This is a genomic window from Salinibacterium hongtaonis (assembly GCF_003065485.1).
Taxonomy (GTDB): domain Bacteria; phylum Actinomycetota; class Actinomycetes; order Actinomycetales; family Microbacteriaceae; genus Homoserinimonas; species Homoserinimonas hongtaonis.
The window spans coordinates 1,375,802-1,400,580 of record NZ_CP026951.1; the positions used below are offsets into that span (position 1 = coordinate 1,375,802).

Annotated in this window: 19 protein-coding genes and 1 pseudogene; 1 reads left to right on the top strand and 19 read right to left on the bottom strand. The window is 63.8% G+C overall.

Annotated features, from left to right (window positions below):
* Window positions 1-14 precede the first annotated feature (14 nt).
* Window positions 15-905: a LysR family transcriptional regulator gene (locus C2138_RS06685; protein ID WP_108516514.1), complete on the bottom strand. Its 891-nt coding sequence runs from the start codon at window positions 903-905 to the stop codon at window positions 15-17.
* 61 nt (window positions 906-966) lie between these two features.
* Here C2138_RS06685 and C2138_RS06690 point away from each other — a divergent pair.
* A pseudogene (locus C2138_RS06690) lies at window positions 967-4,433 on the top strand (bifunctional proline dehydrogenase/L-glutamate gamma-semialdehyde dehydrogenase).
* 25 nt (window positions 4,434-4,458) lie between these two features.
* Here C2138_RS06690 and rpe read toward each other — a convergent pair.
* The 18 genes from rpe to C2138_RS06780 form a co-directional block, all read right to left on the bottom strand.
* The gene (gene rpe, locus C2138_RS06695; protein ID WP_108516516.1) at window positions 4,459-5,121 is read right to left on the bottom strand and encodes a ribulose-phosphate 3-epimerase; all 663 of its coding nucleotides are present in this window, start codon (window positions 5,119-5,121) and stop codon (window positions 4,459-4,461) included.
* A gap of 9 nt (window positions 5,122-5,130) precedes the next feature.
* A complete protein-coding gene (locus tag C2138_RS06700; protein WP_108518901.1) occupies window positions 5,131-6,522 on the bottom strand; it encodes an RsmB/NOP family class I SAM-dependent RNA methyltransferase in 1,392 nt (463 codons plus the stop codon).
* On the bottom strand, window positions 6,519-7,448 hold the full coding sequence (gene fmt, locus C2138_RS06705; RefSeq protein WP_108516518.1) for a methionyl-tRNA formyltransferase: 930 nt from the start codon (window positions 7,446-7,448) through the stop codon (window positions 6,519-6,521). The genes C2138_RS06700 and fmt overlap by 4 nt, the downstream gene beginning before the upstream one ends.
* 41 nt (window positions 7,449-7,489) lie before the next feature.
* The gene (locus C2138_RS06710; RefSeq protein ID WP_108516520.1) at window positions 7,490-9,499 is read right to left on the bottom strand and encodes a primosomal protein N' family DNA-binding protein; all 2,010 of its coding nucleotides are present in this window, start codon (window positions 9,497-9,499) and stop codon (window positions 7,490-7,492) included.
* A gap of 2 nt (window positions 9,500-9,501) precedes the next feature.
* The gene (metK, locus tag C2138_RS06715; RefSeq protein ID WP_108516521.1) at window positions 9,502-10,698 is read right to left on the bottom strand and encodes a methionine adenosyltransferase; all 1,197 of its coding nucleotides are present in this window, start codon (window positions 10,696-10,698) and stop codon (window positions 9,502-9,504) included.
* 23 nt (window positions 10,699-10,721) lie between these two features.
* A complete protein-coding gene (gene coaBC, locus C2138_RS06720) occupies window positions 10,722-11,921 on the bottom strand; it encodes a bifunctional phosphopantothenoylcysteine decarboxylase/phosphopantothenate--cysteine ligase CoaBC (protein WP_108516523.1) in 1,200 nt (399 codons plus the stop codon).
* 105 nt (window positions 11,922-12,026) lie between these two features.
* Window positions 12,027-12,284: a DNA-directed RNA polymerase subunit omega gene (gene rpoZ, locus C2138_RS06725; RefSeq protein ID WP_108516525.1), complete on the bottom strand. Its 258-nt coding sequence runs from the start codon at window positions 12,282-12,284 to the stop codon at window positions 12,027-12,029.
* Between the two features lie 22 nt (window positions 12,285-12,306).
* Window positions 12,307-13,221 carry a guanylate kinase gene (gmk, locus tag C2138_RS06730; RefSeq protein ID WP_108516526.1) on the bottom strand — a complete coding sequence of 305 codons (915 nt, stop codon included), beginning with the start codon at window positions 13,219-13,221 and terminating at the stop codon, window positions 12,307-12,309.
* A gap of 9 nt (window positions 13,222-13,230) precedes the next feature.
* Window positions 13,231-14,094 carry an orotidine-5'-phosphate decarboxylase gene (gene pyrF, locus C2138_RS06735; RefSeq protein WP_241961205.1) on the bottom strand — a complete coding sequence of 288 codons (864 nt, stop codon included), beginning with the start codon at window positions 14,092-14,094 and terminating at the stop codon, window positions 13,231-13,233.
* Window positions 14,084-17,389 (bottom strand): carbamoyl-phosphate synthase large subunit, encoded by a 3,306-nt coding sequence (gene carB, locus C2138_RS06740; protein WP_108516530.1) that lies wholly within the window; start codon window positions 17,387-17,389, stop codon window positions 14,084-14,086. Before carB ends, pyrF begins: the two co-directional genes overlap by 11 nt.
* Window positions 17,389-18,534, bottom strand: coding sequence for a glutamine-hydrolyzing carbamoyl-phosphate synthase small subunit (gene carA / locus C2138_RS06745; RefSeq protein ID WP_108516532.1), 1,146 nt, complete (start codon window positions 18,532-18,534; stop codon window positions 17,389-17,391). Before carA ends, carB begins: the two co-directional genes overlap by 1 nt.
* Window positions 18,534-19,070, bottom strand: coding sequence for a PH-like domain-containing protein (locus tag C2138_RS06750; protein WP_108516533.1), 537 nt, complete (start codon window positions 19,068-19,070; stop codon window positions 18,534-18,536). The genes carA and C2138_RS06750 overlap by 1 nt, the downstream gene beginning before the upstream one ends.
* Window positions 19,063-20,394: a dihydroorotase gene (locus C2138_RS06755; protein WP_108516535.1), complete on the bottom strand. Its 1,332-nt coding sequence runs from the start codon at window positions 20,392-20,394 to the stop codon at window positions 19,063-19,065. The genes C2138_RS06750 and C2138_RS06755 overlap by 8 nt, the downstream gene beginning before the upstream one ends.
* Window positions 20,391-21,344: an aspartate carbamoyltransferase catalytic subunit gene (locus C2138_RS06760; protein ID WP_108516536.1), complete on the bottom strand. Its 954-nt coding sequence runs from the start codon at window positions 21,342-21,344 to the stop codon at window positions 20,391-20,393. Before C2138_RS06760 ends, C2138_RS06755 begins: the two co-directional genes overlap by 4 nt.
* Window positions 21,341-21,892, bottom strand: a complete 552-nt coding sequence (pyrR, locus tag C2138_RS06765) for a bifunctional pyr operon transcriptional regulator/uracil phosphoribosyltransferase PyrR (protein ID WP_108516538.1) — start codon at window positions 21,890-21,892, stop codon at window positions 21,341-21,343. The genes C2138_RS06760 and pyrR overlap by 4 nt, the downstream gene beginning before the upstream one ends.
* 89 nt (window positions 21,893-21,981) lie before the next feature.
* Window positions 21,982-22,764 carry an ABC transporter permease gene (locus C2138_RS06770; RefSeq protein WP_108518903.1) on the bottom strand — a complete coding sequence of 261 codons (783 nt, stop codon included), beginning with the start codon at window positions 22,762-22,764 and terminating at the stop codon, window positions 21,982-21,984.
* A 122-nt stretch (window positions 22,765-22,886) separates the two neighbouring features.
* Entirely contained in the window at window positions 22,887-23,912 is a 1,026-nt protein-coding gene (locus C2138_RS06775) for an aliphatic sulfonate ABC transporter substrate-binding protein (RefSeq protein ID WP_108516539.1), read from the bottom strand.
* A gap of 34 nt (window positions 23,913-23,946) precedes the next feature.
* On the bottom strand, window positions 23,947-24,753 hold the full coding sequence (locus C2138_RS06780) for an ABC transporter ATP-binding protein (protein ID WP_199220399.1): 807 nt from the start codon (window positions 24,751-24,753) through the stop codon (window positions 23,947-23,949).
* Between the last annotated feature and the right edge of the window lie 26 nt (window positions 24,754-24,779).

Consider the following 24,779-nt stretch of genomic DNA (forward strand, 5'->3'; position numbering starts at 1 on the left):
ACAAGCTGATGTGGCTAGGGCGATAGCTGAGCCGCAGTGCGCTGCAGAGCACCCCTGCAGGCAATCACTCCCGGGCTGCGCACGGTCGCCCTTCGCACGGCAGTGAAGATGGTACGGCGGGGATCGCCGGCCAAGGGAATGAGAGTCGCCGTGATGTCTCTGGCCGTCCAGACGAGGTCGGGTAGCAATGCGACGGCATTGCCTGACTCCACGAACCGGATGTGCGCCTGCAGGTCTGCCGTCTCAAACCGCACGTCTGGCTCGAAGCCTGCCTGCCGGCAGGCCTGCTCTGCCCAGTGACGGGATGCCGCCCCACGCGGTTCCATAACCCACGGCGTTCTCGCCGCATTCGCGAGAGAAGTGATGGTCGAACCCCGAGCTACCGCCAAGGAGATGCGGTCGCCCGTGAGGTGCACGCGATCGAGCCCTTGATGGTGAGGTGCAGCGTGCCCCGGATACTGTTCGGCGACAACGAGGTCGAAGTCGCTCGCCCAGGTGTCGTAGAGCGCAGATTCCGGCTCCCGCTGGGTCACCTCGACCCGGAGCGAGGGATGTTCGCGGGCAAGGATGCTCAGTGCATGGGGAAGGAGAGCGAGCGCGGCCGACTGGAAGACGGCGAGCCTCACGGTGCCGGTCGCCGTCGAGAATGACGCACTGAGCTCGGATTCTGCGAGTTCGAGCCGCTCGAGCACCGCGCTGACGTGCTCAACGAGCAGTTCGGCCTGTGCCGTGAGAACCACCCGGCGCCCCGACTTTCGCAGGAGCGCGACTCCCACCTCGCGTTCGAGCTGAGCAAGCTGCTGAGAAACGGAAGACGGGCTCTGGTTGAGGGCGGCGGCAACTCCCGAAAGCGTGCCGCGGATCTGGAGTTCGCGCAGCAATCTGAGGCGACGAAGATCGAGCATTACGCACTCCAATGCATTAGCAAAACTGATGCTTATTGGTAAGTAAAGTTCGCTTTATCTTATGCGAGCACGATTCCATACTGGGCGAAACGAGAGAACGGAACCGCCAGTGGTCTCAAGCGCCGATATCGATGCACAGCTCGCTCGCGACGTGACGTCGCTCGTGCGTCGATGGCTCGCGGTGGCATCTGAGGTTCCTGTTGATGCCTCTGCGCGTCAGCTCGCCGGTGTTTTGAAAGACCCGCACGGACTCGAGTTCACCGTAGGGTTCGTCGACGGCGTCATCCGGCCAGAAGACCGCGGGGTTGCCGCGCGCAATCTCAGAGACCTCGCGCCAAAGGTGCCGTCGTTTCTCCCCTGGCATATGCGCTCGGCCGTGCGTCTCGGAGGTCGAATCGCTCCTCTTGCGCCCGGAATCGTCATTCCGATAGCGCGCAGGGTGCTGAGGCGAATGGTCGGCCACCTCATCATTGACGCAACGGATTCCCGCCTCGGGGCCGCCATCTCCGCCGTTCGGGGCCCGGGCATCCGGCTCAACCTGAATCTGCTCGGAGAGGCCGTGTTGGGCGACCGTGAAGCAGACCGCCGCCTCGCTGGCACACGTGCTCTGCTCGCACGAGACGACGTCGACTACGTCTCGATCAAAGTGTCGTCGACGGTTGCCCCCCAGTCTCCGTGGGCATTCGATGCCGCTGTCGAGCATGTAGTGGAGAAGCTAACGCCGCTCTTCCGCCTTGCGGCCGCGGCTCCCACCCCCAAGTTCATCAATCTCGATATGGAGGAATATAAGGATCTCGATCTCACCATCGCGGTCTTCCAGCGCATCCTCGACGAGCCAGATTTGCTCGGCCTCGAGGCGGGAATTGTGTTGCAGGCGTACCTGCCCGATGCCCTCGGAGCGATGATGCGGCTGCAGGAATGGGCCGCTGCACGCCGCTCACAGGGCGGGGCAGGAATCAAAGTCCGGGTGGTCAAAGGTGCCAACCTGGCCATGGAGCGCGTCGAGGCGTCATTGCATGGCTGGCCACTGGCGACGTGGGATACGAAGCGAGAGAGCGACACCAACTACAAGCGCGTAATCAGTTATGCGCTGCATCCCGACCGCGTCGAGAATGTTCGCATCGGCGTCGCCGGTCATAACCTGTTCGATCTTGCCTTCGCGTGGCTGCTTGCGAATCGGCGGGGCACCGAACACGGTGTCGACTTCGAAATGCTTCTCGGCATGGCGCAGGGACAGGCAGAGGCGGTGCGGCGTGATGTCGGCGGGCTGTTGCTGTATACCCCGGTCGTGCATCCGGCAGAGTTCGACGTGGCGATCGCGTACCTAGTCCGTCGGCTTGAGGAGGGGGCGAGCCAGGAGAACTTCATGTCGGCCGTCTTCGAACTGAGCGCCAGCCCCGACCTGTTCGCCCGCGAAGAAACGCGGTTCATCGCCTCGCTCGGCGACCTCGATGGCTCGGTCCCCCTCCGCGGCGAACCCAAGACCGCCGCTCGGCGACCGCGCTCGCACCGATTACAGGCTTCCACAACTCGCCCGACACCGACCCCGCTCTGCCGGCAAACCGCGAATGGGCCCGCGACATCCTGCAGCGGGTGCCGACCAGCACGCTCGGCGAGGCCACGGTCGCCGCCAATACCGTGGGCTCCGAGGCTGAGGTCGACAACGTCATTGGGGCGGCGCTGGCAGCAGGGTCGTCGTGGGGAGCAATGAGCGGGTCTCAGCGCGCGGAGGTTCTGCACCGGGCGGGAAGCGCCCTGGAGAAGCGGCGGGCCGACCTGATAGAAGTGATGGCGGCCGAGACAGGAAAAACCCTCGACCAGTCCGATCCCGAAGTCTCCGAGGCCGTGGACTTCGCCCACTACTATGCGGAGCTGGCGCGAGAACTTGACGCCGTTGACGGTGCCGTCTTCGAGCCAAGCCGACTCACCGTCGTTACTCCCCCGTGGAACTTTCCCGTGGCGATCCCGGCGGGCTCGACGCTGGGAGCGCTTGCCGCAGGCTCGTCGGTGATCATCAAGCCTGCACAACAGGCACGACGGTGCGGCGCTGTGATGGTCGAGGCGCTCTGGGAGGCCGGCGTGCCGCGGGACGCTCTGCGCCTAGTGAACATGTCCAATCCGGCGCTGGGTGAGACTCTCATCGCCGATCACCGGATCGACCGAGTCATCTTGACCGGAGCCTTCGAGACGGCAGAGAAGTTTCGGGCATTTCGACATGACCTCCCCCTGCTTGCCGAAACAAGTGGAAAGAACGCAATCATCGTCACACCGAGCGCAGACCTCGATCTGGCTGTGAGGGACGTCGTATCCTCCGCCTTTGGGCACGCCGGTCAAAAATGTTCAGCAGCATCGTTAGTGATCCTCGTGGGCTCGGTCTCTCGGTCACGACGTTTTCACGACCAGCTCCTGGATGCCGTGCGCTCGCTCCCCGTTGGCTACCCCACCGACCCCACCGTGCGAATGGGACCGATCATCGCACCAGCCGAGGGCAAGCTTCTTCGCGGCCTCACGACCCTTGGCCCCCGGGAGCGCTGGGTCGTGACCCCGCGACGGCGTGATGACAGTGGACGACTCTGGACCCCAGGGGTGAGAGCCGGAGTACAAAGAGGATCGGATTTTCACCTCACCGAGTTCTTTGGTCCCGTGCTCGGCATCATGACCGCCCACACCCTCCAGGAGGCAATCGACATGCAGAACGAGGTCGACTATGGCCTCACTGCGGGACTACATTCCCTTGATCGACAGGAGCTCTCGCTCTGGCTCGATCAGGTGCAGGCAGGCAACCTCTATGTCAACAGGGGTACAACGGGTGCCATCGTTCGCCGCCAGCCTTTCGGGGGCTGGAAAAAGTCTGCGATCGGGGCGGGGGCTAAAGCGGGAGGCCCCAACTACCTGATAGGCCTCGGCCGATGGAGTTCCGCACCATCGGCAGCGAAATCCGCGGTTTCGCCGCACGCACGCTTGCTTGTGGACGCGGTTGCCGCCTCCTTGGGAGCAGAAAGCGGCGAATCGGTTCTGCGGTCGTTCCGCAGCGATACGGAAGCATGGCGGGAGGAGTTCGGGCAGGCACGGGATGTGAGCGGACTTGCCGTGGAGCGAAACATCTTTCGATACCTGCCGGCCCCTGTGGCCGTGCGCCTTGCCGAAGCCGGGTCCGTCGCTCACCTGGTGCGGGTAATCGGCGCCGGTCTCGTTTCGGGCTCATCCTTCAGCGTCTCCACGGGTGTGTCGTTGCCGGATCCGGTTGCCGCCGCCTGTGCCCGGCTGGGAGTAACCGTGACGACCGAGACGGATGCCCGCTGGTGCTCAGGACTCGCCCGATTCGACGGGGAGCGCATCCGACTAATCGGAGCATCGGCGTCCATGGTGACGGCAGCGACCGACGGCCGCCCCGAAATAGCGGTGTATGCGGAGTCAGTGACCGAATCCGGTCGTATCGAAATTTTGCCCTTTGTTCGTGAGCAGGCCGTAAGCATTACGGCGCACCGTTTTGGTACGCCAAGCACCTTCTCGGACGGCATCATTTAGGGGCAACCGCGGAACTCCCCCGCTCTTAGTGCGTGTGTGCCAGTGCTGCCGAGCGCAGAGCATCGATCTGCGCGGCCCGATCGGGAGAGCTGAAAACGCTCGAGCCGGCGACGAAGGTGTCCGCGCCCGACTCCGCGGCGAAAGCGATCGTCGACTCGGTGATGCCGCCGTCGACCTGAAGCCACACGTCGAGCCCCGTTCGCACGACAGCCTCGCGCAGCAGGCGAAGCTTGGGCATTGTGTCGGGCATGAACGACTGCCCCCCGAAACCAGGCTCAACCGTCATGACGAGCACCTGATCGAACTCCGCCAGCAGATCGAGATAGGGCTCAACGGGGGTGCCCGGCTTGAGGGCGATGCCCGCCCGCGAACCGATCTGCCGCAGCCTGCGCGCCAGGCCGACAGCATCCGCCGCCGCTTCTGCGTGAAATGTAACCGAGTACGCCCCGAGCTCCGCATACCCCGGTGCCCAGCGGTCTGGGTCGTCGATCATGAGGTGCACATCCAGCGGGATGGGCGAAACATCCTGGATGCGCCCCACCATCTGCGGCCCGAACGTGAGGTTCGGAACGAAATGGTTGTCCATGACATCGACATGCACGAGATCGGCTGAGGCAATCGTCTCGATGTCGTCGTGAAGGTTCACGAAATCGGCCGACAGGATGCTCGGGTTGATGCGCACGGTCATGAGCCGAGCCTAGCGATCCTTCGTGATCAGGCAGATAAACATGGCATCCGTGCCGTGGCGATGCGGCCACAGCTGGACAGTGCCGTCTGACACGCCCAGATCGAGCGGCTCGAGAGTGATGCGATCGAGTACCTCGCGTGCATCGACTAACGAAAGCCCGGCTTTCTTGAGTGCGGTGCCTACGACGAGCCGCGTCTCTGCAAGGTGCGGAGAGCAGGTGACGTACGCGAGGAGGCCCCCGGGTTTGAGTGCCTCGAGCCCAGACGCGAGAAGCTCGGCTTGCAGTGATGAGAGCGCGGGCACGTCGCGGGGCTGCTTGCGCCAGCGAGCCTCGGGGCGCCGGCGCAAAGCACCGAGCCCGGTGCACGGCGCGTCAAGCAAAATCCGGTCAAATCGATCCGGCATCTGCGGGCCAATGTCTCGCCCATCGAGCTCGCTCACCTCGGGGGGCGTTGGCAGGGCAGCAAGGGCCTTTCGCACGAGCTCAGCGCGGGCGGGTACCACCTCATTTGCGGTGAGGACGGCTCCCGACTGCGACGCTTCGGCCGCCAAGAGCGCGGCCTTTCCGCCGGGGCCAGCGCACATGTCGAGCCACTGCTCGCCGGGTTCCACCGGGCGTGCCCTACTGAGCGCCAGGGCAGCCAACTGCGACCCTTCATCCTGCACCCTCACGCGACCCTCACGTACGGGAAGCATGCGGGTGGGGTCTCCCCCGTCATTGATTGCCGCAAGCGGTGAGAATCGCGCGGGAACAGCTCCGGCGACTTCCTCGGCGGAGGCCAACCCTGGCAGAGCCACCAGGCTCACCTTCGGTGCGACATTGTCGGCCGCGAGAAGCGCCTGGAGCTCATCGCCACGAGACTCAGCGGCGAGGGCCTGTCTCAGGGCACGGACGACCCACACAGGATGCGAGAACTCCAGCGAAAGCCGTTCGTCGTCGGTTCGCGCGGAGTCGAGCACACGCTGACGCCACTCCTCAGCAGGGGTCCGTGTTATACCTCGCAGCACACCATTAACGAAGCCGGTAGCCGACTGAGAGCCAACCTCGCGAGCCTGGGAGACCGCCTCGTCGACAGCCGCATGCTGCGCAACCCGCATCGACAGCAGCTGGTGGGTCGCGAGGCGCAGCACGTCGAGAATCGGCGGGTCAATTTTGGCGGTGTCGCGCCCGGCCGCTAGGGAGATCACAGCGTCGTAATAGCCCTGGAGCCTGAGGGTGCCGTACGTCAGTTCTGTAGCGAGGCCGGCATCCGCTGGCCCAAGCCCTGCCCGTTCAATCTTGACCGGCAGCAGGAGATTGGCATAGGCGTCTGATTCGCGCACGGCGCGGATTACCTCAAAGGCGACCCTGCGGGCGGGTTGCACACCGACGGTCTTGCGGTTCGGACGGCCGCCGCTCATGCTGACACCTCGAACTTCGTCGCGGCTGAGGAGGGCCTGCCCCGCCACCAGTCGGCTGCCTTCATGGGTTTTTTCCCCGCCGGCTGCACGGTGACGAGCTCGATAGCCTCCGTTGCCGTGCCCACGAGAACTCGTCCATCGATCAACTCTGCTTCGCCCGGGTGTCGCTGCACGACAGACGCACCCGGTGCCGCTTCAAGCACTTTTACCCGAACCCCGTCCAATTCCGCGAATGCGCCTGGTTCAGGAGTCACGCCTCGGATGCGTGCCAAGACCATTGAGGCGTGATCCGCGAAATTGACGCGGCCGTCGTCAATGGTGAGCTTCGGCGCCACCGTGATATCGCCGTGCTGGGCATCGGCACGGGCTGTACCGTCTTCGAGGGCGTCCACGACGCGCAGCAGGAGTTCTGCGCCGCTGTGAGAGAGGGAGTCCAACAGGTCGCCCGCCGTCTGCGACGGGCCGATCGTCTGCGTAAGCATGCCAAAGATATCGCCAGCATCCAGCTCCTCTACGAGCTGAAACACGGTTGCGCCGGTCACCTCGTCACCCGCCATGATGGCGCGTTGCACGGGAGCAGCCCCCCGCCAGCGCGGCAACAAAGAGAAGTGAAGGTTGATCCAACCCAACCGGGGAGTCGACAGAAGGGGCTCCTTGACGAGGCCGCCATACGCGACGATGACTCCGAGATCGGGGCGAATGTCTGCCACCGCCTGCGTCGTCGAATCGTCGAGGCGGTTCGCCTTGATCACCGGGACACCGAGCTCGTCAGCGACCGCAGCGACCGCTGTGGGGGTGACGATGCGTTTGCGCCCCTGAGGGGAATCCTCTCGAGAAATGACCGCCGCGATCTCGTGCTGCGACGCCGCAAGGAGCCGCAGCGAAGGAACCGCCGCGCTGGGCGAGCCAGCGAAAACAAGTCGCATGTCAGGAGTACCGCTTTTCGAAATAGGAGGAGGCTAGCGCCTCAGTCAATGAACGGTTCGCTGTCGTCGAACCGAAGCTTAAGTTTAGGCAGTGGCGCGACCGGCCCGGACCCCGGCACGATGCGCTTGCGCCTACTCGTGACGATACGAATGACTTCGGCCTTCAACGCAGAGGCGGTGGCTGCTCCTGCTGCGTAGTCGAACCGCACTATGGCTCGGAGCCCATCGTCGGTAGCGACGGGCCCGAGGATATCGGTGCCATCAACATCGGCGATGGACGCTAGCGCGCGCTCGACAGCGTCGGGAGACCCTGTGACGGTGGCAACGCGAACCGCAGGGGGAAAGCGCAGGCGACGCCGGTCGGCGAGTTCCCGCGACATGAACCCCGACAACCGCCACGTCGCCATGGCCGTAGCCAGAGGCCCGCCGACGCCGACCAGGACCGACGGCGCACCGGGGGCGGCCAACGCAACAGCGTTGGCCCACCAGCGAACGCAGTCTTCTGCAACGCGCAGGCTTTCTCTCGCGAGCATCCTCTCGCCGTCGAGCAGAAGCACAGCGGCGTAGCCGCCATCGGCAATCGGCTCGGCCCCCCGGGTGGCGATCACGAGCGCCGGCGCATGCGGCACCGTCATGACGGGCCGCTCGCCATCGGCCACGATCACCCGCACCCCAGGGAAGGCGCGGCCGAGTTCTTCTGCCGTGCGCACGCTGCCCTGGCCGACCAGCCGCAAACGGGTGCCCTCGCAGTGGCTGCAGCGCCACGACGTCGCAAGCGCACCGCACCACGAGCACGCGGGAGTAGCCCCGGCGCGCTTGAGAGATAAGGGACCCTCGCATGCGAGACAGCGTGCGGATGCGCGGCAGTCCTCACACGAAAGCTGGGGGGCATATCCCGGTCGCGCGACCTGCACAAGGACGGGGCCTCGTTCGAGACCGGCACGGGCCTCCCTCCACGCTGCTGACGGGATGCGGGCACCGGCCGCGAGCCGATCCTGCGATTCCTGCGCAGCCGTGGGAATGACCTTGGGCAACACAGCGCGTTCAGACCCAACCTCGCCCAGCCACCCAAGCTCAACGAGCCTCTGGACTTCTGTGCTCCGCGCGTGGGAGGCGAAAATGAGGGCGCACTTTTGCTGTTCCTGTCTCACGAGTGCGGCATCGCGGGCATGGACGTAAGGAGACAGCGGCTCCGAATGGAGCGGATCGCCGTCATCCCACATTGCGATCAGCCCGAGGTTGCGAGCGGGCGCATAGACGGCAGACCGATTGCCGATGATGACGAGGGGCTCGTCGCCGCGGCAGGCGAGGATGCTGCGATACCGCTCCGGGTTGGACTGCCGTGCATCCATCCGCACCACGCGGTTGACCGCGACAACACCAGAGAGCGCGGCCATCAGCTGACCTTGATCGCGATAGTCCGGCACAGCGATTATCGCGCTGAGACCCTGCGCAAGGGTGTGCGCTGCCGCCGCCGCGAGGGTGACCGCCCAATGACCAACCCACCGCGGTTCCGCTCCCGGCACTGCAGCGTCCACCACTGATACGAGCCGCGGAACCGCATCGAGAGCAACCCTTTCCCGATCGTTAATCAGTGCCGCGATGCGGCCGGGGGCGAACTCCGGAGGCATGGGTGCGACGGGTCGCACGTCATCAGTCGTCATGGTGCTCACGGCTTCTGGCAACGCGAGCCAGGCTTTTTCGACGCGGACCTGCCGTTTGGGGACGGCGATGCGGATGATGTCGCTCGCGTTGCCAGCCGCACGATCGGCAAGCTTTCGCGCGAGTGCCCACACCTCGGGGGCGAGGATCGAGACCGGTGATACGACGGAATCTATTTGACTCAGGGCACCCGAATAGTCGCCGCGTTCTGCAATCTCGATTACATAGCCGTCGGCGACGCGACCCGCAGATCTGAGCGGAACCCGCACGCGCACTCCTGCGGCGCAATCGGCGGCGAATTCCTCAGGAATCTCGTAGTCGAATAGCCGATCAAGCTGCGGCAGGGGTGAATCGATCAGGACCCGGGCAACCGGTGCCGAGCCCGTCACGGCTAGAGACCCGCGGCGGAACGCAGGTCGTCGACGCGGTCGAGTCGCTCCCACGTGAAGTCGGGGAGCTCTCGGCCGAAGTGACCGTAGGCCGCCGTACGGGCGTAGATCGGGCGAAGCAGATCGAGGTCTCGGATGATCGCTGCAGGCCGGAGGTCGAAGACATTGCGAATCGCGTCGATGATCACAGAGTCTGCGACTGCACCGGTGCCAAAAGACTCGACATAAAGGCCCACAGGCGCGGCGCGGCCGATGGCATAGGCCACCTGAACCTCGAGCCGGTCGGCCAACCCGGCTGCGACCGCGTTCTTGGCCACCCATCGCATGGCGTACGCCGCGGAACGATCGACCTTCGACGGGTCCTTTCCGCTGAACGCGCCACCACCATGGCGGGATGCGCCACCGTAGGTGTCGACGATGATCTTGCGACCGGTGAGGCCAGCGTCACCTTTGGGCCCGCCGATCTCAAACTTGCCGGTCGGGTTCACGAGGAGCGAGACGGCGGAGTCGTCTAGCCCCGCCTCAGCCAGCACGGGATCGATGACGAACTGTTTGATATCGGCCGTCAGGTTGCCGATTCCCACGCCGGGTGCGTGCTGAGTTGAGAGAACGACGGTATCGATCGTTCGAGGAGTGTGGCCGTCGTATCCGACCGTGACCTGGGTCTTTCCGTCGGGGCGGAGGTAGTCGACGTGCCCGTCCTTGCGCATCTCTGCGAGGCGCTCCGCAAGCTTGTGGGCGAGCCAGATTGGCATCGGCATGAACGACGGCGTCTCTTTGGTAGCGAAGCCGAACATGATTCCCTGGTCGCCCGCACCCTGCGCACTCAGCTCATCAACCGCACTACCTTCGCGCTGCTCAAGAGCGTGATCGACGCCCTGAGCGATATCGGGCGACTGCGCACCGATAGATACGGTGACGCCGCAGTTGCTGCCGTCGAAGCCGACCTCGGAGGAGTTGTATCCGATGCGGGTGATGACCTCTCGCACGATGCCGGGGATGTCGACGTATCCGCTCGTGGTCACCTCTCCAGCGACATGAACGAGCCCTGTCGTGACCAACGTTTCGACGGCGACCCGGCTATGGGGATCCTGCGTGAGCAGTGCGTCAAGGATGCTGTCGGAAATCTGATCGCAGATCTTGTCCGGGTGGCCCTCGGTCACCGATTCGGAGGTGAACAGGCGCAGGGAATCATTCATAGGGGCAATGCCTTCGGTGTCAGTCAGAGGAGCACATCAAGAATACGGTCGGCCACTGACACCTTTGATCCAGCAGCCTCGGCAACTATATGCCCAGCGCGGTTGAGCACCGTAATGGTGTTGAGATCTGTTGCAAAGACCACGCCAACGCCCACGGTGTTGAGCACGAGAAAGTCGCACCCCTTGCGAGCCAGTTTCTGGCGCCCCAGCTCGAGAAGCTTTTCGGGGTCGTTTTCGGTCTCCGCTGCAAACCCGACGATCACCTGGTCTGGCCGCTTAGACGACGCAATCTCGGCAAGAATGTCAGGGTTCTTGACGAGGCTCAGCACGAGTTCCTCGCCCTGCGTCTCCTTCTTGATCTTGCCCTCAGCGACGCTGCTCGGGCGGTAGTCGGCCACGGCCGCAGCCATGATCACTGTGTCCGCGGTCAGCGCAGCCTCCATGACCGCATCCCGAAGCTCCCGGGCCGATTCAACCGACACGACGGTGACGGATGCTGGCGGCACGACTTCGAGATTGGCGGCGATCAGCGTCACGGTTGCGCCGCGAGCTGCTGCGGCGGTCGCCAGCGCGACACCCTGCTTGCCGCTGGATCGGTTTCCAAGAAAGCGAACAGGATCGAGAGGCTCGCGCGTGCCACCGGCCGTGACAACGATCGACCGCCCGGCGAGATCCTGGTCCTTAACCGCGGCGAGAGTTGCTTCGATGATTTGCTCGGGCTCGGCAAGCCGGCCGGGGCCGGAATCTGCGCCGGTAAGCTGACCGACCGCGGGGCCCACAACATGAAAACCGCGGGTGCGGAGGGTCGCCATATTGGTGACGGTGGCGGGGTTCTGCCACATTTCTGTGTGCATCGCCGGGGCGATGACGATCGGTGCGGTGCTCGCAAGTACGGTGTTGCCCAGAAGATCGTCCGCGATTCCGGCTGCAAGCTTGGCAATCGTGTTTGCCGTCGCTGGAGCTATCACGATCACGTCGGCCGACTGGCCGATCGCAACGTGTCGGACCTCGGCGACACCCTCGTAGAGGTCAGTGTTCACAGGGTTTCTGCTGATCGCCTCTAGCGTCGGGCGGCCAACAAAGCGAAGTGCGGCCTCCGTGGCGATGACGTGGACGTCGTGGCCTTCAAGGACGAGCCCTCGGACGACGCCGACCGCCTTATAGGCAGCGATGCCTCCGGTGATGCCAACGACAATGGTCAGGGCGGCGGGGCTCGTCGGCATGCGCACTCCTCAATCGGCGTAGTTCCGCAGGATGTCGATTCGCGAGGATACGGCCCCGCGGGGCCGGGCCTGCCGCGACCGGAGGGCGGGCAGGCCTACCGGGTGTTATTCGGCGAGCGGCTTGATAACGAGCTTGTCTTCGCTGATCTCGTGGAGAGCAACGGTGAGGGGCTTGTCGTCGATCGTCGAGTCGACGAGCGGCCCGACGTTGTCGAACAGGCTTCCCTCGTGAAGGTCTGCGTAGTAGTCGTTGATCTGGCGTGCGCGCTTCGACGCGAAGATCACGAGTGCGTACTTGGAGTCGACCTTAGAGAGAAGCTCGTCGATGGGGGGATCGATGATGCCCTGGGTGCGGTTGACCATTGTCGAATACTCCTTGTGGCCGTCAATCGGCCTTCGTGCTGCTGCGAGACGTAGAGATCAAGTCTACGACTTCCTGGGCCGCTTTGCTGACCGTACGGTTGACGACACGGTAATCGAACTCATCTTGGGCCGCCAGCTCGACCTTCGCCGTTGCCAGCCTCCTGGCCTGTTCCTCCGGCCCTTCCGTGCCGCGACCGATGAGTCTGCGCACCAGTTCTTCCCAGCTCGGAGGAAGCAAAAAGACGAGGATCGCCTCTGGCATGACCTTGCGCACCGACCGTGCGCCCTGAATATCGATCTCCAGCAGCACGCTCTGGCCCTGGGCGAGCGCCTCATCGATCGGCGGTTTTGGTGTGCCATACCGGTAGGCGTTGTGCACGGTGGCGGTCTCGAGCATCTGGCCCGACTCTTCGAGCCGATCGAACTCCTCGTCCGTCACAAAGTAGTAGTTGACACCATCGACTTCTCCCGGGCGCGGAGCCCTCGTGGTCGCCGAGACCGAAAGGTGAACGTTGGGAAAGTTCTCGCGGATGTATGTCGAGACGGTGCCCTTGCCCACGGCGGTAGGCCCCGCGAGAACGACAAGGCGTCCCTTCGTCGTCGGCTCTGTGTGCTCGCGCTCGGTCAACCAATTCTCCAGTCGTATTCTTTGGCGTCGTCCGAGGCCGCCGACCCGTTTTGAATCCGATATCTCAAGGCGAGACAACAGGGCCGCAACACGAACCGGGCCGATACCCGGGATGCTCGTGAGCAACTCTGTGACCCGAAGACTGGCCTCTGCCGAATCGGGGTCATTCCATGCTCGTCGCGCGACGTCGCGGGCGGAACGCTCCCCCGCACTGATCGCTCGTTTGATCTCAGCTCTCGCCCGTCGTGCGGCAACCGCAGCCCGCGAGGCGGCAGCACGGTCTACCTCGGGAGGCGTCAGGCTCGGCATTCAGCCATCCTAGGCACCGGATGCTTTCGATGCCGCCGCCCGTATCTCCTCGGAGTGCGCGGCGATAGCGCCAGCGACCCCGTCGGGTCCGGCCGAGAGGATGCTGCGGGATGCGCTCACGAGAACGGAGCGGGATGCGTCACCGAACAGGGCACGAAGGTCGGAAAGCTGAGCCCCCTGGTGGCCAAACCCTGGAGCGAGAATTGGCATGTTCTCTAGGTCGCGTGGGCTGACCCCATAATCTCCAAGCGCAACGGTCGCGCCGAGAACCACGCCTGCAGAACCCCACTGATCAGGAGCCGTCTGCTGGGTCGTATTCCACGCCCCCAGCTCGCCGATGATCTGAGAAGACACGGTCGTGCCGGCGGAGGTCTTTGCCTGCTGGATGAGTGCGGATTCGGGATTCGAGGTCGCGGCAAGAACAAAAACGCCCTTTCCGCTCGACTCGGCGAGAGCGAGCACGGCGTCGAGCGAACCGACACCCTGAAACGCGCTCACGGTCATCGCATCAGCCTCGAGCGGGCTGCCCGGCGTAAGCCAGGCCTGGCCGTAAGCCTCTACGCTCGTGCCAACATCCCCGCGCTTCGCATCCGCAATCACGAGAATGCCCGCTGATCGAGCCGCTGCCAGAAGATCTTCGAGCACGGCGTACCCCGCCGAGCCGTGACGTTCGAAGAAGGCAACCTGGGGCTTGATGATTCCCGCAGCACCCTGCGCCGCGTCGAGCACCCGGAACGAAAAGTCCCGGATGCCCTCCGCGGTATCAGAAAGCCCCCACGATGAGAGCAGGTACGGGTGCGGGTCAATTCCCACGCACAGGCGACCTGTGCGCTCAACGGCATCCTCGAGGCGGGTTCCGAATCTAGTTGACAAGCGCGAGCCGCTCTGCACGCTCCGCCGCATGCACCTGGAGCGACTTGACGTCGAACCCTTCGCGCATCGACTCAATGGAGGCAACGGCTGCGCCAACCTGGGCGATCGTCGTGTAGAGCGGCAGATCAGCAGCCACTGCTGCCGCGCGAATCTCGTAGCCGTCAGCCCGAGCACTGCGCCCACTCGGGGTGTTGATGACGATGTCGACCTTCTGGTCGTTGATCAGATCGACGATCGTTGGCTCTTCGCCGTCGGCGGCCCCGCCCTGGTCGTACTTGCGCACGATTTCAGCCGTAATGCCGTTGCGGCTGAGGATCTCGGCGGTTCCCAACGTTGCCAAGATCGTGAAGCCCAGCTGCTGCAGACGCACAACGGGGAGCACGATCGCACGCTTGTCGCGGTCGGCGACCGAGACGAACACGGTTCCCGTGTGAGGCAGGCGCACGGACGCGGCTACCTGGCTCTTGGCAAACGCCTTGGGGAAGTTCGAGTCGAAGCCCATGACCTCGCCCGTGGACCGCATCTCCGGGCCCAATACCGAGTCGACGATGCGACCCTCCTTGGTGCGGAACCGCTTGAACGGGAGGACGGCCTCCTTGACCGCAACCGGCGAGTCCATGGGAACGACTGCCCCGTCGTGCTCTGGCAGCATTCCCTCGGCGATGAGCTCGGCGATTGTCGTGCCCACCATGATGCGGGCGGCAGCCTTGGCAATCTGGGTGCCCGTCGCCTTGGCGACGAAGGGAACCGTACGCGATGCGCGCGGGTTAGCCTCGAGCACATAGAGCACTCCAGCGCCGATCGCGAACTGCACGTTGAGCAGGCCACGAACGCCGATACCCTCGGCGATCGCAAGAGTCGCCTCTTTGACTCGAGCAATCTGCTCCCGACCCAGCGTTACGGGCGGGAGCGTGCAGCTCGAGTCGCCCGAATGAATTCCGGCCTCCTCGATGTGCTCCATGACTCCGCCGACATAAAGCTGCTCGCCGTCGTAAAGCGCGTCAATGTCGATTTCGACGGCGTCATCGAGAAAGCGGTCGACGAGGAGGGGGTAACCATCCGCGATAACAACCTGGCCCTCCATGCGTTCGAAGTAGTTCTCCAGCGATGGGGTGTCGTAAACGATCTCCATGCCGCGACCGCCCAGCACGAACGAGGGGCGAACGAGCACGGGAAAACCGATCGATTCCGCGACGCTTACCGCGCCGGCAATGTCGATCGCAGTGCCGTTGCGCGGGGCAACAAGACCGGCGGCGTCGAGGATGCCCTGGAACAGACCACGCTCTTCGGCCAGGTCGATCGACTCTGGCGACGTGCCGAGGATGGGCACACCGGCCTCTTTGAGGCCCTTGGCGAGACCCAGAGCGGTTTGGCCGCCGAGCTGCACGACAACGCCAACGAGTTCGCCGCTCGCGCTCTCGGCGTGGATGATCTCCAGCACATCCTCAAGCGTCAGCGGCTCGAAGTAGAGGCGATCGGAGGTGTCATAGTCGGTAGACACGGTCTCGGGGTTGCAGTTGACCATGATGGTCTCGAAACCGGCGTCCGAGAGGGCGAAGGACGCGTGCACGCAGGAGTAGTCGAACTCGATTCCCTGGCCGATGCGGTTCGGTCCCGAGCCGAGAATGATCACCTTGCGGCGGTCACTCGGCACAACCTCGGTCTCCTGCTCGTAGCTGGAGTAGTGGTACGGCGTCAGGGCCGGGAACTCCCCCGCGCACGTGTCGACCGTCTTGAAGACGGGGCGAACGCCGAGCGCATAACGCAGCTCGCGAACCTCAGCCTCGGGCAACCCACGCAACTGCGCCACCTGGGCGTCGCTGAACCCGTGCTCCTTGGCGTGCCGAAGAACGCGCGCGTCGAGTTCTGCTGCGTCGGCGACATCCGCCGCCACCTCGTTGATGAGAATGATCTGGTCAATGAACCAGGGGTCGATCCCCGTCGCGGCGAAAACCTCTTCGCTCGTGGCGCCGGCGACAAGAGCCTGCTGCACCGTGATGATGCGACCATCCGTCGGAACGGCTGCCACGGCGAGGAGCTCGTCCTTGGAGCGGGCATCACCATTCCAGTGGAACGACGATCCGCGCTTTTCGAGCGAACGCAGAGCCTTCTGCAGGGCGGTCGCGTAGTTGCGCCCAATAGCCATCGCCTCGCCGACGGATTTCATCGTTGTCGTCAGCGTCGTATCGGCGGCGGGGAACTTCTCGAATCCGAAGCGAGGAACCTTGACGACGACATAGTCGAGCGTTGGCTCAAAGCTCGCCGGGGTGACCTTGGTGATGTCATTGGGGATCTCGTCGAGACGGTAACCAATCGCGAGCTTCGCGGCGATTTTGGCGATCGGGAATCCGGTTGCCTTCGACGCAAGCGCGCTTGAACGCGATACGCGGGGGTTCATCTCGATGACGATCACTCGGCCCGTCGCGGGGTCGATGGCGAACTGGATGTTGCATCCGCCCGTGTCGACACCGACGGCGCGAATGATGTCGATGCCGATGTTGCGCAGGTTCTGGAACTCGACGTCGGTGAGGGTCAGCGCCGGGGCAACCGTGATCGAGTCTCCCGTGTGCACACCGACCGGGTCGACGTTTTCGATCGAACACACCACGACGGTGTTGTCCGAGGTGTCGCGCATGAGCTCGAGCTCGTACTCTTTCCAGCCGAGGATGGACTCCTCAAGCAGCACCTCGGTCGTCGGGCTCTGGTGCAGGCCGTCGCTCACCATGCGCACAAGCTCTTCGCGGTTATAGGCGAAGCCTGAGCCGAGGCCACCCATCGTGAATGACGGGCGGATAACGAGCGGGTAGCCGAGATCCTCAGCGAAGTCGATCGCCTCTTCTACGGTGTGGGCGATATGCGAGCGGGCAACATCTGCGCCGCACTCGAGCACGAGCTCCTTGAAGATCTGGCGGTCTTCGCCCTTGTTGATCGCTTCGAAGTTAGCTCCGATGAGTTCGACGCCATACTTTTCGAGGATGCCGTGCTCGTGCAGCTCAATGGCAGCGTTGAGGGCCGTCTGGCCACCGAGTGTGGGAAGGATGGCGTCGGGCTTCTCCTTCTGGATGATGGACTCGATAACTTCCCACGTAATCGGCTCGACGTAGGTGGCGTCGGCGAAGTCCGGGTCGGTCATGATCGTGGCCGGGTTGGAATTGATAAGAATCACGCGCACGCCCTCCTCCCGGAGAACGCGGCAGGCCTGGGTGCCCGAGTAGTCGAACTCACAGGCCTGACCGATGACGATCGGGCCGGAGCCGATGACGAGGACTGACTTGATGTCGTCGCGCTTGGGCATTACTTGGCGTCCTTCTTCTGGTGGTCGAGCACCATGTCGCGGAATCGGTCGAAGAGGTAGTTTGCGTCGTGCGGGCCAGCGGCCGCCTCGGGGTGGTACTGCACCGAGAACGCGGGGATATCGAGAGCGCGAAGGCCCTCGACGACGTTGTCGTTGAGGTTGACGTGGCTCACCTCGACCCGACCGAATCCGGCGGGTGACTCGCTCGGTTCGCCGATGGGAGCATCCACCGCGAATCCGTGATTGTGCGAGGTGATCTCGACGCGGCCCGTGCCGCGATCGACAACGGGCTGGTTAATGCCACGGTGGCCAAATGAGAGCTTGTAGGTGCCGTAGCCGAGGGCACGACCGAGCAACTGATTGCCGAAGCAGATTCCGAAGAACGGAAGGTTGTTGCGGAGCACTCCCTGGAGCAGCTCGACGTGGTGATCAGATGCGCCGGGGTCGCCGGGGCCGTTCGAATAGAACACGGCGCTCGGGTTGAGCGCGAGAAGCTCGTCGAGAGTCACCGTCTGGGGCATCACATGCACATCGAAGCCACGGGCCGAAAGGTATCGAAGGGTCGAAGACTTCACGCCAAGATCGAGGACAGCGACTGAGCCAATGCGCTCGCCTTCTGCCTTAATCGTGTACGGCTCGGTTGTCGAGACGCTGCCGGAGAGGTTTTGTCCCGACATCTCTGCCCCTGCACGCACCGCCGCCAGCTGCTCGTCGTCGCTGAGGGCAGCGTCTGCCCCTGAGAAGATTCCGGCCCTCATGGCACCAGCATCGCGCAGGCGGCGGGTGATGGCACGAGTGTCAATCCCGCTGATTCCGACGATGCCCTCTTCGACGAGCTGGTCATCGAGGCTGCCGGTCGCCCGGTAATTGGAGACGACGCGAGAGGGGTCTCGCACGACGAAGCCCGATACCCAGATGCGGGATGATTCGGTGTCTTCGCCGTTGACACCGGTGTTGCCGATGTGGGGCGCCGTCATAACGACGATCTGACCCGCATACGACGGGTCTGTGAGGGTCTCTTGGTAGCCGGTCATGCCGGTTGCGAATACGGCTTCGCCGAACGTGCGACCGATGGCCCCATAGGCATTACCGGTGAAACGGCTGCCGTCTTCGAGTACAAGAACGGCGGGTTCTGAGATTGCCACTAGGCGAGTCCTCCCTGGGTGGACGAGTGTGATGCTGAGTTATGAAGAAGCCGGGTTACGGCTTCGGAGAATGTGGTTACTTCTGCGGCTCTATCGAACCTCAGGTACGAGTCGACCGAAACGCGAGAGTCGTCGCCCACGAGGTCCCACGCAACAAGCACTAGGCCGTCGCGTTCGACGACACGGTCGATCGTCCAGGTCGCGCGGTCGACGCCCCGCAGATCGTTCGCCGGCAGCCATGTCTGCGGTTGGCCCGGGATGGCGAGCACGATCCCCTCGCTGGCAACGATGATCTCGGCGCGCGCCCTAAAGCCGAGCCCGTTAACCGCGACTCGGTTGAGGGGCTCTCCTGCGAGAGTCGTGGCGACATAGAAAGCGCTCGCTCTAAAGAACTCGTCACCGACAGTGGCCGGAACTGGTCGAGTCGCGGGAAGTGACGCCTGTCGTCGTCGCCTCGCCTGCCAACCGAGATACATAAGGATGAGAAGAACAACGAGGAAGGCCACGACGACCCAGAGAAGGACATTCTTATCCACGGTGCGCTCCTGCCGCTCTCGCCACTGTTTCGGGGTCGACGAGCGCGCCGTCGAGCACAGTGGCATATCCGTTGTGGATCGTGGTGACGACCCGGCCGGGGAGCTCTCGGCCGAGATACGGGGAGTTGGTGCTCTTGCCGCGGAGATCCGGCGTGCTGAACACCGAGCGGGCCGCCGTGTCATAGAGAGTGATGTTCGCCGGAGCGCCGACTACGACGCCCCGTGCGTATCCGCCGAGCCGACCGATCGCGGCCGGTGCCGACGAGAGAACCCTCGCGACATCGGTCCAGGCCAGATGCCCGGTCTCGACTGTCGACGCCTGCACGACGGACAGCGCCGTTTCAAGACCAACCATGCCGAATGCTGCGGCACCCCATTCACAATCCTTGTCTTCGACCGGATGCGGGGCGTGGTCGGTTGCGACGATGTCGATCGTGCCGTCGGCCAGTCCGGCGCGGAGCGCCATAACGTCTTCTGCCCGGCGCAGAGGCGGGTTCACCTTGTAGCGGGCGTCGTAGCTGCGCACGAGTTCCTCATCGAGTAGAAGGTGGTGAGGCGTCACCTCGGCTGTCACGGCAATTCCCCGGGACTTTGCCCAGCGCACAACCTCGACGGAACCTGCAGTCGAGAGGTGGCAGATGTGCACGCGGGACCCGACATGCTCTGCCAGCAACACGTCGCGGGCGATAATGGCCTCTTCTGCTACGGCGGGCCATCCTGCCAGGCCGAGTTCCCCAGAGACGACGCCCTCGTTCATCTGGGCGCCCTCGGTCAGGCGCGGCTCCTGAGCATGTTGGGCAATGACTCCGTCGAATGCCTTGACGTACTCAAGCGCCCGACGCATGAGAAGTGCATCAGAAACGCATTTGCCGTCGTCGCTGAAGACTCGAACTGCGGCGCGACTCGATGCCATGGCGCGAATCTCGGCGAGACTTTCTCCGCGCAAGCCCACAGTGACCGCCCCGACGGGACGCACGGTGGCGTAGCCAGCGGCATCGCCCAGAGACGCGACCTGCTCGACTACTCCCGCGGTGTCGGCGACCGGCGATGTGTTGGCCATAGCGTGCACGGCGGTGAACCCACCGGCAGCAGCCGCCTGTGACCCCGTAAGCACCGTCTCGCTCTGCTCGAAGCCGGGCTCCCGCAGGTGCGTATGAAGGTCGACGAGCCCCGGGAGCGCGAGCAGCCCGTCGGCGTCGATCACCGTTGCACCAGAAGCACTGAGTGCGTGGCCCATCTCAACGATGACGCCGTCGCGGACCAGCAGGTCTGTTCGGCTTCCATCCACCAGCGCAGCACCGCGCACAATCAACGACTCATTCATGCCAGACCCTCCCGTTCGCCTGAAAGCAAGAGGTACAGCACAGCCATCCTCACAGAAACACCATTCGACACCTGCTCGAGCACGGTAGACGCCTTTGAATCCGCTGCGCCCGACGAAATTTCGAATCCGCGATTCATCGGGCCAGGGTGCATGACAATGCTACCCTCGCCCAACTGAGCGAGCCGCGCGTCGTCGAGCCCCCACCACCGGGAATACTCCCTAGCGTTGGGAAAAAACGCCGCATGCATGCGCTCGGACTGCACCCGGAGCATCATGACCACGTCGGTAGCCTGCTCAAGTGACGAGTCAAGGTCGTAGCTCACCGTGGCCGGCCACGAGCTAACGCCGACCGGCAGAAGAGTCGGAGGGGCAACGAGCCTGACCTGTGCGCCCAGTGTCGTCAGAAGCCACACGTTCGACCGGGCCACCCGTGAGTGCAGCACGTCGCCGACGATCGTGACCGTGACACCATCAAGGTCACGGCCCCGGGATGCTGCGCCGTGAAGCCGGCGTCGGATCGTAAAAGCGTCGAGAAGCGCCTGGGTGGGATGCTCGTGCGTTCCGTCACCTGCGTTCACGATTCCGGCGTCGATCCAACCGCTGGTTGCGAGTGTCTGCGGTGCACCGGAGGCGCCGTGACGCACGACGACAGCGTCCGCACCGATTGCAGCAAGAGTCTGTGCCGTGTCTTTGAGGCTCTCGCCCTTCGACACACTTGAACCCTTGGCCGAGAAGTTGATCACGTCGGCGCTGAGTCGTTTGGCGGCAGCCTCAAACGAGATACGGGTGCGCGTCGAGTCTTCGAAAAAGAGATTGACGACCGTCTTGCTTCTCAGCGCCGGAAGCTTCTTGACCTCGCGGGTTGAGACCTCCGCCATATCCTCTGCGACATCAAGGATGTTGACCGCGGCATCACGGGTCAGGTCGCGGGTGCTCAGTAAGTGCCTCATCGGGTCGCCTCGTCCGCCTGGCCATCAATGCTGACGAACTCTTGGCCGTCGGCCTCGTGCAGGCGAACGTTGATGCGCTCCAGCTGTGACGATGGCAGGTTCTTGCCAACGAAGTCTGGCCTGATCGGCAGCTCGCGGTGGCCTCGATCGACCAGGGCCGCGAGACGAACGACGCGGGGGCGGCCGATGTCACCGAGGGCATCGAGCGCAGCCCGGATAGTGCGCCCCGAGTAGAGAACGTCATCGACAAGAACGACTACGCGACCGTCGACTCCGCCCGCAGGAATATGGGTGGGCGCTGGGGTGCGAACGCGACCGCGCGAGAGATCGTCACGGTACATCGTGACGTCGAGGGCACCTGCCTCGACGGGGGTACCCGAGATCTCGCTGACGAGAGCGGCGATGCGCTGTGCGAGAATCACGCCCCTCGTGGGAATCCCGAGGATGACGAGACCGTCTGCTCCCCTGTTGGATTCGAGAATCTCGTGGGAGATGCGCGTGAGGGCACGCGCGATGTCAGCCTGCTGCAGAACTACGCGTTCCGGCATTCTGACCTCCTTCCCCGCCTCACTGGACGGCTCTTAAAGGATGTCTGATTCGTCTAGCTTACCGCGTCACGATGAGCCCGACGCGCGGACTAGCCCCAACGCTTAAGCAGGTACTTCTCAAGTAGCCCGATGAGCGCATCCGTTGTCTTGCCGATGATGCCCAGAAGGATGATCGTGAGGAACATGCGGTCAACGCGGCCGTTGTTCTGCGAGTCGACAAGCAGGAACCCGAGACCCATCGACGACGCAATGAGCTCAGCGGCGACCAGGAAGAGCCATGCCTGCGCGAGGGCGAGGCGGAGTCCTGAGACGATGCTCGGCACAACTGCGGGAAGTTGCACCTGGGCAAGCAGGCTAAGCCGGCCAAGGCCATACGCCTGACCCAACTCGACCAGCTGCGGGTCGACGTGGCGAAGAGCGCCAGCCACCGTCGTATAGACCGGAAAGAGAGCGCCGATAGCAATGAGGGCAACCTTGGAGTCTTCGCTGATGCCCACGTAGAGAACCAAGAGTGGTACCCAGGCGAGCGAAGGAACGGCTCTGAAGGCACCGATTGTGGGTGCAAGAAAGGCGCTGGCCCATCGCGAGAGTCCGACTGCGGCACCGAGGACGAGCCCAACCACGGCTCCAACGGCGAAGCCGATGAGCACGCGCTGGGTTGAGATTGCGATGTGCTTGACCAAGCTGCCGTCGGCAAACAGCTGCGTTGCCGCAGTCCAGACGGATTCCGGGGACGGCAGTTTGAATGCAGGGACGAGTTCTAGTGCCGAAACCGTGAACCATGCGACAAGGAGAAAGACGGGGAGAACGAAGCCTGCCGCTACATAGAGACTCTTGCCGCGTCGTCGGCCCGTTTCGGGAGCGGGCGGCAGAGCGTTCGCTTGATTTCCGGCGGCGGAGTAACCGTAGCCGGATGAATACTGATGGAGCGTGGCGGGAGCCCCCGCACTGTTCTGGAGTGCGGGGGCTGCCGTCGGGGACTGCCGAGGATTCACTAGTTTCCGATCGCCGATGCGTCGGCCTTCGCGAAGAAGGTGTCGTTGAAGATTGAATCGAGCGCAGCGTCAATCGTGTCCTGTGACGTCACGTCCCCAGACTCGACGAAGATGGGGCCGACGATCGCGAGCACGTCTCGCTGACGCTTGCCGGGCGCTCCAACATCGAAGTTTGTGCGCTCGATGAGAACCTTCTCAGCGATGGCGACATCAATTCCTGCGACCTCGGCAAGAATCGCGGCGGCGTCATCGGGGTTCGCCGTCGCCCACTCGCGGGCCTTCTCGTAGGCGTTGACGACGACCTGGGCAACATCCGCGTGGTTCGTGATGAAGTCTTCCGTCGCGTTGAGAAAGCCATACGTGTTGAAGTCGATGTTGCGGTAGATCAGCTTGGTGTTCGATTGAACCTCAGACGTGGCCATGATCGGGTCAAGGCCGGACCATGCGTCAACCGCTCCTGCGGCGAGAGCGGCGGCGCCGTCAGCGTGCTGGAGGTTCTCGATCGTGACCTCGTCGAGGCCAACACCCGCCTCCTCAAGAGCCTGGAGAAGGAAGAAGTAGGGGTCGGTTCCCTTGGTCGCGGCGATCTTCTTGCCGCGGAGGTCGGTGACATCGGAGATAGCCGAACCATCGGGAACAACGATGGCGGCCCACTCGGGCTGCGAGTAGATGCTGATCACCTGGATGGGAGACCCATTCGACCGAGCAAGAAGAGCGGCAGAACCGGCAGTGGATCCCACGTCGACAGCCCCGGCGCGAAGTGCCTCGTTTGCCTTGTTTGAACCGGCGGACTGCAACCAGTTCACGGTGACACCATCGAGTTCCTCTTCGAGCCAGCCCTGCTCCTTGATGATCAGGCTCAGCGGGTTATACGTAGCGAAGTCGATATTGAGGGTGCTCGTGCTCCAGTCCTCGGCCGTCGGCTCGGCGTTTATGGCAGAACCCTCCCCGGCAACACAGCCAGAAAGAACGAGCACGCTGGCGGCGGCCAGAGCAACTGCAGAAAGGGTTGGTGCGAGTCTCATGCTGTGATCCTTGCGATTATGGATGAAAAGGGAGTTATGCGTGGTGATGAGTGTGAACGCCGAGGCCGCTGAGAAGATCAGCGCGCAGCTGGGCGAGGGTCGCATCTCCGCGGTCGCGAGGGCGCTCCCCCGGAACCTGAATGATGCTGCGGATGCCCGCTCCGCTGTTACGAGGAGCATCCGGATGCGTGCCGATTAACACCACCCGGTCGGCCAAATAGAGTGCCTCGTCGACATCGTGAGTGACGAGAAGAATCGTGGTCGGTTCGACCGTGTGGATATCGAGGAGCAGATCCTGCATTTGCAGTCGGGTTAGGGCGTCGAGAGCACCGAACGGCTCGTCGAGCACGAGAACGCCGGGCTTGCGGGCGAGCGCACGGGCGAGCGAGGCGCGCTGAGCCATTCCCCCGGACACCTGCCGAGGGCGAAGGGCGGCCGAATCGGAGAGCCCGACGAGGCGCAGCAGCTCTGCCACTCGCGCCCGGCCCTCCTCCCGCTCGGTACCGCGTGGCAGACCGAGGGAGACGTTGTGAGCGAGAGTGCGCCACGGCAGCAGCCGAGGTTCCTGAAATCCCACGGAACAGCGCAGATCGATTCCCGTAACCGCTGTGCCCGCAATGGTGATGCTGCCGGAGCTCGGGCGGTCTAGTCCCGAAACCTGCCGAAGGAGAGTGGACTTGCCGCAGCCGGATGCGCCGACGAGAGCGATGACCTCACCGGCGGCAATATCCAGGTCGACATCCCGCAGGACAACGCGGTCGTCAAACACTCGTCCGACCCCTGAGAGGGAAACAGAAAGCGCGCCCGTCGTGGCGGTAGGTGCAGAGGCGATCAAAGTCACCTCATGAACGTAGTGCTGCGACGGAC